Origin of the sequence: Clostridium sp. MCC353 (assembly GCF_018785315.1) — a bacterium.
Taxonomy (GTDB): Bacteria; Bacillota; Clostridia; order Lachnospirales; family Lachnospiraceae; genus CHH4-2.
Window position 1 is genome coordinate 38,138 of sequence record NZ_WQPN01000094.1, and the last position, 13,272, is coordinate 51,409.

The following is a 13,272-nucleotide window of genomic DNA, read 5'->3' on the forward strand; positions in this document are numbered from 1 at the left end:
ACAGCCGACAGGCCGGGTCCGCCTGAGGGGCTGAGAACAGTAACGGTTTATCGATATAGTATGGCCTATGTGAGGCTAAGGGGAAGACAATTATGAAAATAGATGCTATAATAGTCTGAGAATTGTAGACAAAAGCATACTTGTGGGTGAATGGGATGAAACGTGTTTTGGGTACAAAGTTTAAGATTGTACTGTATTTTATAACAACCGTGCTTGCCGTTTGTATAGGAATGAACCATCCTGCTTTTGCAGGAGCCGAGACGGAACTGTATGACAGTTCCGATTTGCGGTCTTCGGCTGGAATCCCGGCATTTACGGAAGAGGAACAGGAATTTATTCATCGTGCGGATATCATTTCCGTGGGATTATCGGACGGCAGGAATGCGCTTTCCGATTTTAATGAGCAGACACAGAGTTTTACGGGAATGGCCATTGATATCATGTCCCTGATTTCAGAAAAGAGCGGACTGAAATTTTCTTATAGTATACGCCCGGGCCAGTTGAAGGCTGTGGAGTATTTACAAAACAGTGATGTGCGGATTGCCGCCCCGCTGATGATCTCAGAGGCAGTGGCCGCATCGGACCAGTTAGTGTTCATTCCGGCGAGGATGGACAGTTCGCTAGTGCTGGTGGGGCGTCAGGAGGAGGAATTTGATCCCTCAGGTGCGTTCACAATCGCCCTTCCCAAAGAGATGGCAAATACGGAAACGTATATGAGGGATAAATATCCGAACGCGGACATTATCTTTGAAGAGAATGATTTGACCTGTCTGAAGATGATTTTGGATAAGAAAGCGGACATCACATTAGAGAATATTTATACGGCTCATTCAAATCTTCAAAGGCCTGTTTATGAGGGGCTGTACATATTTACCGCGTATTATCTGAAGGAAGAGTTTGCGATTGCGGTTTTGAAATCGGATGATATCCTGCTGAGGTCCATTCTGCAAAAGACCATGGATTCCCTGACAAAGCAGGAACTTGATCATATCATAATGAAATACACCATGGCGAAGAATTATAAAATGACCATGGGGGATATAGTTTATAAGTTTAAGCCGTTTGTGTATGCCGTGTCCGTTTTGCTGGTCATGATTGTTTCGCTGCTGGCGGCTATGATGGTTTTAAGGCAGCGGAATTACAGGAAACTGGAAGCCACCAATGAGCGGCTGAAGCAGGCGCTGGAGGAAAAGGAAAGCGCCGATGATGCCAGGAATAAACTGGAAGCCCAGAAAATAGCCGATGAGAGGTATCAGGCGGAGCTGAGGCACATGATCGAGTATGACGACATGAGCGGGCTGTACAGCAGGAGGGCATTTTATATTCATGTGCGCGAGCGGCTGGACGGGGATCCTGAAGGCAGCTATGCGGTGGTCAGGTGTGATCTTGACCGGTTTAAGGCATTTAACGATATTTTCGGCACGCTGACGGGAGATAAACTGTTAAATGACCTGGGGCAGTTTTTTAAGGAACTGGATCAGGACGGCATAATAAGCTGCAGGCTGCAGTCGGATCACTACGCGTCCCTTTGGCCCATGGAGTTATTCGATGCGGAGCGTTTTTCGCAGAAACTGCAGAAGTGGTTTGAAGCTTATCCGCTGGACTTTAACTTCGCTTTCTGCCTGGGCATCTATGTGATTGACGACACTTCACTGGATGTGGCGCTGATGTGCGACAGGGCGCTTTTGGCCCTCAGGACGATCAAAGAGCGGTATAATGAGCGGTATGCATTTTACGATGAAGCACTCAGGGATAAGCTGATGCTGGAACAGGGGATTGTAAATGAAATGGCCCAGGCGCTGGAGGCGGGGCAGTTCGTGGTTTATTTCCAGCCCCAATTCCGGTATTCCAACGGGAAAATGGTGGGGGCGGAGGCTTTGGTGCGGTGGCAGCATCCTGAGAAGGGGCTTGTCAGCCCTGCTGTTTTTATCCCCATATTTGAAAAAAATGGCTTCATCGCCACTCTGGATCAATTTGTCTGGGAACAGGTCTGCATTAAGATGAGGGAATGGCTGGATAAGGGCATGGAGATTCCGGTGTCCGTCAACATTTCCAGAACGGATGTTGAGGATCCTGATTTGTGCCGCTTTTTGGAACAATTGGTGAAAAAATATGGAATCCCGCCCAGGCTGTTAAAGCTGGAGATAACGGAAAGCGTTTATATGCGGAATCCGGCAAAACTGATTGAAGTGGTGAAAAAACTCCAGAACAGGCGGTTTACGGTTGAGATGGACGACTTTGGAAGCGGATATTCGTCCCTCAACATATTAAAGGATGTTCCGGTGGACGTTTTGAAACTGGATTTAAAATTCCTTGGAGGCAGCGATAAGGCCAGGGGAGGCAAGATTCTCAGCTCTGTTGTGCGCATGGCCAGGTGGCTGGATCTGCCCATCATCGCGGAAGGGGTGGAGACAAAGCAGCAGGCGGACTTCCTGTTGAGCATCGGCTGTGATTATATGCAGGGATATTATTTCGCCAGGCCCATGTCCGCCGACGAATTTGAGAGATTGATGTCCCGTGAACCCGGCGGAGAAGTGATGCGCAGAGAGACGGAATATATTACCGGTTTTGTGGAGGAGTTATGGAATCCGGAGTCGGAGCTGTCCTTTATATTCAATAATTTTGCGGGCGGGTCGGCTCTGGTTGAATACAACGGCAGGCGGGCGGAAGTGATCATGGCCAATGACAGCTACCTCCGTATCCTGGGCATAAATTGGAAAGGATACGAACCTTATAGAAAAGACGTATTTGACCGGCTTTTCGAGGAGGACCGGATCTATTTCAGGAAAATGATGGAAGACGCCGTAAATGGCAAAAAAGGACAGTGTGAAGTCCACACGAAGCCATTTGGTAAAATGAACACGGGCGGATTTTATAAGGTGAAGGCGTGGCTGATTGCCAGCACCAGAGGAAGCCATATTTTTTATATCGCAGTGGAGAAGGTAGATGAAAGGAGAGGAATCAATGGGAATTACAGGCAGTGATTTTACGGTAGAGCATCACGCGGCGCTCTATGCCCTGATGGCGAAGCAGATTATGCTGGCTGATCCGGATCAGGGCGAGGGGCGTATATTGGAGGCCACCGGAAGATATGGAGAAGAGCGGGGAAAGAGAATGGCGCAGGCGGCGCAAAAGGACGGATGTCCCCTGACCCCTTTGGGATACATGGTGTACGGGGAACTGCCGGCGGCCACAGGGAATTCCAAATCTTCTTCCTCTTTTGACAATGGCCGCTGCCTCACCTCGGTGAGCAGGTGCGGATGGCTGGATGCGTGGGAAAAGTATGGCCTGGCGGAATACGGCACTTTTTACTGCCGGGTGATCGATGAAAGCGTGTACAGGGGATTTAACCCGGAACTGGAATTAAAAGTCACCTCCTGTTTGAGTAAGGGGGATGCTGCCTGCGGATTTGACTGGGGAGAGGCCGTTTCCGGGGAAGAGGCCGTCCGGTACGGGGAAGCCGCCAAGAAGCTGGGGTCCAGTTTCAGAAAGGATTTCCTGTTTCATACATCCAGGATTCTGGCGGTGATGAAGGAATATCTGGAAGAGGTTTACGGTGGGAAGGGAAATGAAATCGTTAAACAAGCCATGGATGAATTTTCCGGGATTTTCGGCAGGGAATACGGGGAATTGTTGGAGAAAAGCATACAGTAAAAGCACTTGAGCGGGGGAGATATGGAAGACAAGAAGACGATGGTGGCCGGGATCTCGAAAAAGACGCTGGAGAGGCTGCCGGGATATTATCATTATTTACAGATGAAAAAGGAAGAGGAGCAGGTATATATCTCAGCGCCTGCGATTGCGGCAGATTTGAATTTGAATGAGGTGCAGGTGAGGAAGGAGCTGGCCCTGGTGAGCAAGAGGGCGGGCAAACCGAAAGCCGGTTTTGCAGTGGAAGAGCTGCTGACGGATATTGAGGATTTTTTAGGTTACAACAATGTGAACCAGGCGGTTCTTGTCGGGGCAGGGGCATTGGGCAAAGCCCTTTTGTCCTGCAGGGATTTTGAGCAGTACGGGATTGAAATCGTGGCGGCATTTGATAATGATCCGGAAGTGGTGGGTACTAAAGTGGCGGGAAAGATGGTTCTTTTGAGCGATAAACTGGTGAATATGTGTGCGAGAATGAACGTTCACATTGGAATTATCACAGCGCCCGCCTCCTGTGCCCAGGAAATCTGTGACAGGATGGTTTTGGGAGGCGTCAGGGCAGTTTGGAATTTTGCGCCTGTCCATTTAAACGTGCCGGATCACGTCATGGTACAGAATGAGGATATGGCGGCTTCATTAGGAATGTTGTCCAAGTATCTGCTGGAGCATGAAATGCCGTTAGGTGAAATGCTGGATGGTGAGATGGCATCAGATGAAAGCTATGTGAAAAAGCTGCCGGAGCGCGGCAAGCTGGTGAATGGAGAAGGAAAGGGATGACAGGAAGGGGGATGCCGGCTTGAATACGGTACTTTTACGATATGCGCTGGAAGTGGGCAGAACGGGTTCCATAACCCAGGCGGCCAACAATCTTTACATGGAGCAGCCGAATCTCAGCAAGGCGATCAAGTCGCTGGAAGAAATGATGGGCGCGCCTATTTTTAAGCGGACTTCCAAAGGGGTGGTGCCCACCCCAAAGGGAAAGATTTTTTTAGAATACGCGCAGAACATACTGGCGCAGTTAGAGGAAATGGAGGCTGTGTATAAGGGGCAGAATGTGGGTCGGGAGGAATTCCGCCTGTCAATTCCCAGGGCCACTTATATCAGTGAGGCATTTTCCCGTTTTGTAAGCCATTTGGACAGGTCGAAGGAGATCGTTCTCAGCCTGAAGGAGACCAATTCCATGGAAACTGTGTCCGATGTGGCGGATGAAAAGTGCCGCATGGGCATAATCCGGTATTCGGAGGAATTTGAAAAATATTACGCCCAGCTTTTAAAGGATAATGAGCTGGAGAGCCGTGTCATCTGGAAATATGAACCGGTGATCCTGATGTCGGGAAACCATCCGCTGGCTCATGAAGAGGTAATTAACTGTGAAGATTTGAACGGATATATGGAAATCCTTCATGGAGATATTAAGCTCTCTTCTTCTTTGATGGGGAAACACCCATCTGCCGGCCAGAACGGGGAGAAGAGGAAACGGATCTATGTTTATGAAAGAGGCAGCCAGTTTAATTTGCTCCAGATGAATGAAGACAGTTATATGTGGGTTTCACCACTTCCGGAACGGTGTCTGGATGGCTACGGCCTGATACAGAGAAGCTGTTTTGATCTTCACAGGAAATACCGGGATGTGCTGATCTACCACCCTCACTACAAGCTCAGTTCTTATGATGAGATGTTTTTAAAGGAAGTGCAATTGGTCAAAAAAGAGATTATGAGCGCGCTGGGGATCATTCATGAATGATATATCAGTATTTATATACTGATATATTCTGCTTCATATTACCCAAATGAGGAAAATGAGGTTACAATAGGAATATAGAACTTTCCTATGATTCATTGTGCAATGTAAATGTAAAAAAAGCTGTTACCTTTGGGTAGCGGCTTTTTTTATTCCATAAGAACGTATTAGCCTGTAATAAAATGCTCTCCTGTGCCTGTCCGGCTGGATATGGAAATCGTTTTGATTTCATAAGAAGAATCTGCAATGCTTTTTCGTCAGAATGTGATAAAATGATATAGGTAACAGTTCAAACGGGTCTTAACTGTTACACATCCAGCCCATTAAATTCGCCTGCGGCGAGGGGATGGATACCTGCAGCCACCATGTTTTGGTATGATCTGCGCAGTAAATGCGCAGACCTATCTGAAATATTACTGAAATAATACAATACAGGCTTAAAATCAACAGGAGAAACGATCATGATCAGATTAGGGGACATTAGGAAGATAACGGAAGTAACCATATATGAAGAAGGGGAACAGATTTACAAAACGGGAAGTGTGTCGGATTTGAAGGCATTGCTGAAAGACGATACGGAGTATCACATTTCATCCGTTGTGAAAGAGGCTGAGGGGAAGGGGTACAGGACGGAAATCAGTTATAATGCAAAGAACCGGGAAATCAGCAGTTATCATTGTGAATGCCAGGCTTATGGAAGTTCCAACGGTATGTGCAGGCATTGCGCTGCATCAGCCCTTGCATTTAAAAAATGGTGGGAGGAGAACGTGGACAGAGCCCATGAAGATGTGGATATGGAGGAAATCAGCAGGGTAATTACAAGATATAAAGCCCGAAAAGGGAGACGGACAGGCCGCTGCGGTCGGTGATCTATGATGGGGCACTGCGGAAAAAAGGACATTTTATGCAGTCCGGTGAAAGAGGGAACATTGAACTGGAACCGAGCCTGTATTCCAGCAGCGAATCCCTGGGCGACAGCGGGAAAAGGGAATGGAAAGCCGGTTTTATGGTTGGAGCCGGAAGAAAATACGCGGTTAAAAAGATAGCGGAATTTGTGGATGCCGTTATGAATAATAAGTATATTGGCTATGGAAGGAATTTTGGGTTCAACCATGACCGGGGCGCGTTTACGGAGAACAGCCGGAAGCTGGTTGATTTTTTAGTGGAATGTGTAAGCTGGACCCAGGGATTTTCAAAACACTGGTCTTCTTATTCCAGAAACTATGGGGACACTTATGGTGTTTCAGAACGTGAACTTACATTTACGGATGAGAGAATGGTTGCATTTGCACAGGCCATGCTGGGGCGGGAATGCCTGGTTGGGATGTCAACGTTTGAGAATACATGGGAGGAACGGATGAAGTTTGTAGAGCAGGATCCGGTTCTCACCATAAAACTGGATACGGACAACCAGGGAGGATGCCGGATGACGGTTCCCCCGGCGGAATGCTTTCTGGGGGTACGGAAGATGTGCATCCGGTATGGAAATTGCTTTTATCTCTGCAGCGACGAGTATTACAGCCATATGAAGGGACTGGCAAGGATTCTGCATCCCCTGGAAAGTAAAAGCTATTATATCGGGGCCGAGGACATGAAGGCATTTTGTTCTGTGGTTCTTCCGGATTTGAGAATGTATACGGTAGTCAGGGAACTGGGAGATTTAAAGGCGTACCAGCCTCAGCCGTGCAGGATTGTCACCTGTCTGGACAACCGTGAAGGCCTTTTGACGGCTGAGTTATTCGGCGTATACGGGGAGGAAAGATATAATCTGTACAGGGCTGTGGAATTAAAGGACATGTACCGGGAATTGGAGAAAGAGGCCGAGGCGGTCCGGGCCGTACAAGAATATTTCGTTCACAGTGATTCGGAAAATGAGAGATTTTATATCAATGTATCGGAAGAGGAATTGGTTTTCCGAGGTGTGGATGAGGGCATTGCCCGGCTGCAGCAGATTGGGCAGGTCTTCATATCCGATGGCCTGAAAAAGATTAAAGTCAGATATAAACCGAAAGTTTATGTGGGAATATCCATGACCGGCGGCCTTTTGGACATTACTCTTCAGACGGACCGTTTTTCTGTGGAGGAACTGGAAGCGCTTTTGGAGTGTTACCGGCAGAAAAAGAAGTATTATTGTCTCAAAAATGGGGAGTTCATTAAGCTGGGATATGATGCGGGGCTGGAAGCTTTGGCTGAGCTGTCAAACGGGCTGGAGGCGGATCCGGAGCAATGGGAAAAGGGGCATATCCAGGTGCCGGAATACCGTTCTTTCTATCTGGATCAGGTTCTGGAGGAAAGCGGAATGGAAGTGAAACGGGATCCTGTTTTCCAGGTCTTTATCCGGAATATGAAGGAAGTGGATAAAAATGATTATAGTCTGCCGGAGGGGCTTCACGCAGAGCTCCGACCTTATCAGGAACATGGTTACCGCTGGCTGATGACTTTGGATCAACTGGGATTCGGCGGAATCCTGGCGGATGATATGGGGCTTGGAAAGACGGTGCAGACCATAGCATTTCTGCTGGCAAGGAAGCAGAGGGGCAGCAGGAAAAGCCTGGTGGTGTGTCCGGCTTCTCTGGTTTATAACTGGGAAAGTGAGATCAGGAGATTTTCGGAAGGCCTGGCTGTGGACGTGATCTCGGGGAGCGTAAAAGAACGGGAGGAGAAGATTAAACATGGGTCAGGGGATGTATTTTTGACTTCTTATGACCTGTTAAAAAAGGATTTAGATAAATATAAGGATTTATTTTTCGATTATATGATCCTGGATGAAGCCCAGAACATCAAAAATTATACGACACAGGCGGCGAAGGCGGTGAAGAGCATTTCCTCGGGAAGAAGGTTTGCTCTGACGGGAACGCCCATTGAAAATTCCCTGGGGGAATTGTGGAGTATTTTTGACTTTTTAATGCCGGGAATCCTGGGAAACTACAAGCAGTTTAAAGTCCGCTATGAAACGCCCATTGTCAGCAGAAATGATGAAGCTGCGGCAGGCAGGCTGCAAAAAATGATCAGGCCATTTATATTGAGGCGTCTGAAACGGGATGTTTTAAAGGAACTGCCTGATAAGATTGAGAAGGTTATATATTCCGGGATGGAAGGGGAGCAGTTAAAGCTTTATCTCGCCAATGCCCAAAATGCCAGGGATATTCTGGCAAGAATCGATCCGAATGACTTCGCCTCGAAAAAGTTCCAGATTTTTGCCGAGCTCACAAAACTCCGCCAGTTATGCTGTGATCCGTCTCTGGTTTATGAAAATTATAAGGGAGAGGCGGCCAAACTGGACACCTGTATGGAATTGGTGCAGAACGCGGTGGCTTCGGGGAATAAGCTGCTCTTATTCTCCCAGTTTACGTCCATGCTGGAACGGATTGAAGGGAGGCTGAACGATGCAGAAATCGGGTATTATAAGCTGACCGGTTCCACGCCCAAGGAAAAGCGGGTGGAAATGGTTCAGGAATTCAATGAGGGGGATAGGCCTGTGTTTTTAATTTCTCTAAAAGCGGGCGGAACCGGGTTAAACCTGACGGCGGCCGGGGTGGTGATCCACTATGATCCGTGGTGGAATATGGCCGCCCAGAACCAGGCCACGGACCGTGCCCACAGGATCGGGCAGAAACAGGTGGTTACCGTTTATAAGCTGATCATGAAAGGGACATTGGAAGAGAAGATATTGGAGATGCAGGAGAGAAAGGCTGGGCTTTCTGAGGATATTATGGCGGAAGGGAGTATTGGCGGCGGAATGGCTGGGAAGGAGGAACTTATGGAGTTGTTGGGAGGTGTGACGGGAGGAATGGGGGAATAGATTGGAGAGAGGAATTAGGGGGAGTGGATTTTGAGGAAGGGGCGGGATTTTGGTGCGAATTGTAAGTGCACATGAAAAGCCTGGGGGATTCGCATCTGGAAAGTATGGGGAGATGTGGTGGTAAGAGGGGGGAAGATTGACTTTGGGGAGAGAGATTGTATAATATATATAATAGTGGAGGTGGGATGAGGGGGGAATTGGGTATAATTGTTGTCACAGCCTGTGAGGGTTGTGTGGGTTGAAATTTTTTATCAGATTCTCTTTTCGCCTTTTCTCTACGTCACAGCCTGTGAGGGTTGTGTGGGTTGAAATAGCAAATGAAAGCACCTGCCCATGTGTTATATTGTCACAGCCTGTGAGGGCTGTGTGGGTTGAAATCCAAATACTGGATAATAACTGTACTACCTCGTTTTGTCACAGCCTGCGAGGGCTGTGAGGGTTGAAATATATCCTCTATAAGAATTTGCCCCACCTCTTGGAGTCATAGCCTTCTAAGGCTATGGATATTAAAACTGTAATATGTATTTGGTGTAGATTATGATGTTAAGATTTGTTAAATAACGGCATACTTTTAACGGATATATAAAATAAAAGCACCAAAGATTGTATAAAAAAGGTAATCCATTATGCTAAAATCATGATATTGTAAAATTACAGGCACCTTATGGAAGTTAAAAGAGAAATTATTGATGCAAATAGTCAAATAAAAGTTATACAATTTCCAAATTAATTAATGGATAGAAAATTAGTGACTAGTGTATTGTAAGCTAATAATAATCAGGAGGAGATGATTCCCCAAAAGAATATCTGATTCGGGTCATTCAGAGATTACTCAATCTTCAATTGGAAGTAATTTAAAGATCGGTTTTCGTTTAGCTTTTCATAAATAATATTTATTAAAGAGGAGACCAATTACGGAAAGTCAGTAGGAAAAGCAGGAGATATGGAAGGAAAAGAATGTATAAAAACCCTCAAACTATAAGGCACATTAGCAGTTGACAGTCGTCTATTTCTACTATAACAAAAAATTTGAAGGAGAGTATGGGGACGCGCGTCTTTGCTATGTGTATTTATACAAGGATAATATGGATAATATAGAATTAATTGAACCAGTTTTATATAAAAATTTTAAGGATATTATTAAGCAAATAGATTTATCGAAAGAAAAAGAACAGATTTTAGATCCGAGATTGATTTTGGATAAAAAAGATGATATTACAATTTATTATTCTGCGCATAATGAAGTAATCAACACGAATGCAAGCCTTGCCATTGTGGGTATTTGTCCAGGGTATCGTCAAATGTTAAAATCGTTTCAAACCGTTCAAGAATCTAAATATAATGATCTGAAGACGCTTGAAATTTGTAAGGAAGATTCAAGATTATTTGGAGCGACAAAAAAGAATTTAATAAATATGATGATAGAACTAGGTTTTGAATACACAATATCATCAAATGGCGATATTGATATATTTGAGATTTACAAAAGCCATTTACATACGACTTCGCTAATTAGATATCCAGTTATGAAAAACGGTAAAAATTATGATGGTCGTAATCCAGATTTATATAAAAATGATTTTTTATATAACATAGCGAAAAAGTCAATAGAGTTTGAATTATCTAAATTGCATAATCTTCAGTTAATAATACCTCTTGGTAGTAAAGTTGAAGAATTTATTTTAAAATTATTTAACCAAGATAATAGAATAAAGGCCAAAGTGCTAAGAGGTTTTCCGCATCCTTCTGGACTTAATGCTCATAGAAATATAATTTTTGAAAAAAATAAAGAATCGATGCAGTTACAAGTTAGTAAGTATTTGGAAGATAAAACCCCATCTTTAACACCTGTAAGGACATAAGCGTGCCACAAACTCTTGAAACTAAAGGACTTGTGGCACTTTGGGTTCCATATGTGCAGTATAGCAATGTTGATAATAGAAGCGGTACCTGTTTTCTAGTGTGCCGTTTCTGCGATCAGAATTGTTTTAAGATATCATGATGCCCCACATCTACCAGAAGGATCATTTTATCGCTTTCATAGTACCAGATGAATCGGATACCCATCTTGACGCTGCATTAAAAAGATCTGTAGTGCCTTGGATTCGTTTGGTGCGCAGCGATGGATGAAATGGATTTTAAGCCAGAAGTTCCAGCTTGTTTTTAAGCTGCCTTTTCTCCTGTGAGGTCAATTCTTTAACATGTTTTTGAAAGCGAGGAGTAAAGGTAAATTCATATGCCATCAATTTTCCTCCAATTTGTTAAACAGAGTGTCAACGCTGTCAAAAACGGGCTGTTCTCCAGAATCAATTTTGATCTTTACGTCGTCAATTTCTGCTCGGAGTTCATTCAAGTAATTTTTGAGATAGACAACTATTGGCATAATGCAGTTAGTACCATCTTTTTCAAAAATATCCAGTTTATCACCCTCTGATAAACCAAGCTTAACGATGATTTCTTTTGGGATTGTAATCTGTGATTTCTGACGTAATTCGGCCAGCATAATCTCATCTCCTTTGCTTTGAGGTGGAAAGTGAGAAAATCTTATTTTATTAATTCTAGTATGTTCTTTTATGGAAGATTATGCAATGGTTTCATACTAATTTTTTGTTGTGGGTTTGATATATGGGCCTAATAACGTGAAAATTGTTATAACTTACGTACTGTAAGGATTGCCATATGTCCGATCGGATACAAAAAATCTATATGAACCACGTATCTGTCTCCCATTTTATGCCCGTTCATTTTATTGTTTATTAAACATTTTTATACTCTCTTAATAGGCGTATAAACGTCCTCCTTCTTTATACAACAAACCTTAAATAGTATGAGAGGGATTACCTTATCTATAATTTCTGTTTTAGTCTTAACTAACCACAAGAATGTTTTTAATTACAGTGTTTCATTTTCCACGTCTAAATTACCATAAATTTCGCAATTCAGTTTAGTAGCTGAATTTGATATCTACAAACTATTTCCTGTTATAAAGTTATAAAAAGTTATGACAAATAATGGATAAAATTGGAAATTATCTGTCGAATTTTTGCGAATGATGATATAATTACAATAATAACGAAAAGGGAGGTACATATGGGCGAACAAAAAAATACAAAAGAGAAGGGAAGTAAAAGAGAGAAAGATTTTGTAAAAAATATAATTGATAATTATTGTGAGTTGGAGAAGTCCATCGTTTATCAGTTAAAGCTTTACAATGAATACCATTCGACGACAACCGGCTCGCTAAGAGAGGATATATGGATGCAGCTTTTTGAGCGGATTATACCAAAAAAGTTTGTAATTGAACATTCTGTTTTTGTGATTGATTCTAATCAGAGGATTTCAAAAGAGGTGGATCTGGCTATTATCGATAATACTTATACGCCATATATATTTCAGTATGGAAGATTGAAGTACGTGCCAATAGAGGCTGTGGCTGCAGTCATAGAATGTAAAAGCACACGGGTGAAATTTGTTGAATTCGATAAAAATGGAAATGAAATAGAAGCTGGACTATCCGTTTGGTGTGATAGTATTAAGGAACTGCGCACTTCCAGGAAATCAATTGTCAGAATGGCAAATGGAACAGTTGTTGAAGGAAAAAGTTATGGAAGTGATATTAATAAAAATAAATTTTCGTCAACCCAAACATCTACCAGACCGATTCGGATTTTCTGCGGATATGAAACTAGTTTGACAAAAGAAAATGAGGAAGAAATTAAAAATCTTTTCGATTTCGTGATTTTGGCATCCGCAGTACAAGGACAGGAGAAAATTACGATTACAGTGAGAGAGGATATGGATTCCTTATGGAAGTGGTATAGGGAATTAGACCATTATTCTCTTGATGGTAAGACGAAAATTGAGGTGGAGAATAAAGACGTTATTAATATCATGGAGAATGAGAAATTGGAAGGATATAAGCTGAGAGATCTAGAAGTTAAACGCAACGGTGAAAAAATATCCCTTCTGACCTTCAATTTACAGTTAAATCAGCTTCTCATGCTGATCAACAACCCAATCCTATTTCCTCATCTCGCTTATGCAAATTTGTTTGACGATACAAAAAAGGAGTGATAGATGT

Annotated in this window: 9 protein-coding genes; 8 read left to right on the forward strand and 1 reads right to left on the reverse strand. The window is 43.8% G+C overall.

Translation table 11 applies throughout. The features are described 5' to 3' along the window. Nucleotides 1–155: 155 nt before the first annotated feature. From GPL15_RS16620 to GPL15_RS16650, 7 genes are all read left to right on the forward strand, one after another. Nucleotides 156–2,984, forward strand: a complete 2,829-nt coding sequence (locus tag GPL15_RS16620) for an EAL domain-containing protein (protein ID WP_215699808.1) — start codon at nt 156–158, stop codon at nt 2,982–2,984. Then, complete coding sequence (locus GPL15_RS16625) at nt 2,947–3,654, forward strand: L-2-amino-thiazoline-4-carboxylic acid hydrolase (protein ID WP_215699809.1); 708 nt, start codon at nt 2,947–2,949, stop codon at nt 3,652–3,654. The genes GPL15_RS16620 and GPL15_RS16625 overlap by 38 nt, the downstream gene beginning before the upstream one ends. A 21-nt stretch (nt 3,655–3,675) precedes the next feature. Then, nucleotides 3,676–4,425 (forward strand): redox-sensing transcriptional repressor Rex, encoded by a 750-nt coding sequence (locus tag GPL15_RS16630; RefSeq protein ID WP_215699810.1) that lies wholly within the window; start codon nt 3,676–3,678, stop codon nt 4,423–4,425. Next, a complete protein-coding gene (locus GPL15_RS16635) occupies nt 4,406–5,392 on the forward strand; it encodes a LysR family transcriptional regulator (protein WP_252198474.1) in 987 nt (328 codons plus the stop codon). The genes GPL15_RS16630 and GPL15_RS16635 overlap by 20 nt, the downstream gene beginning before the upstream one ends. A gap of 458 nt (nt 5,393–5,850) precedes the next feature. Then, nucleotides 5,851–6,258 carry a hypothetical protein gene (locus GPL15_RS16640; protein WP_215699811.1) on the forward strand — a complete coding sequence of 136 codons (408 nt, stop codon included), beginning with the start codon at nt 5,851–5,853 and terminating at the stop codon, nt 6,256–6,258. Between the two features lie 35 nt (nt 6,259–6,293). Next, complete coding sequence (locus tag GPL15_RS16645; protein WP_215699812.1) at nt 6,294–9,191, forward strand: DEAD/DEAH box helicase; 2,898 nt, start codon at nt 6,294–6,296, stop codon at nt 9,189–9,191. 1,085 nt (nt 9,192–10,276) lie between these two features. Next, nucleotides 10,277–11,053, forward strand: coding sequence for a hypothetical protein (locus GPL15_RS16650; RefSeq protein WP_215699813.1), 777 nt, complete (start codon nt 10,277–10,279; stop codon nt 11,051–11,053). Between the two features lie 380 nt (nt 11,054–11,433). Here GPL15_RS16650 and GPL15_RS16660 read toward each other — a convergent pair whose 3' ends face one another. After that, on the reverse strand, nt 11,434–11,694 hold the full coding sequence (locus tag GPL15_RS16660) for an AbrB/MazE/SpoVT family DNA-binding domain-containing protein (protein WP_215699814.1): 261 nt from the start codon (nt 11,692–11,694) through the stop codon (nt 11,434–11,436). Nucleotides 11,695–12,281: 587 nt separating this feature from the next. Between GPL15_RS16660 and GPL15_RS16665 the strand changes: the two genes are divergently transcribed. Continuing rightward, nucleotides 12,282–13,265, forward strand: coding sequence for a DUF6602 domain-containing protein (locus GPL15_RS16665; protein WP_215699815.1), 984 nt, complete (start codon nt 12,282–12,284; stop codon nt 13,263–13,265). Nucleotides 13,266–13,272: the final 7 nt, after the last annotated feature.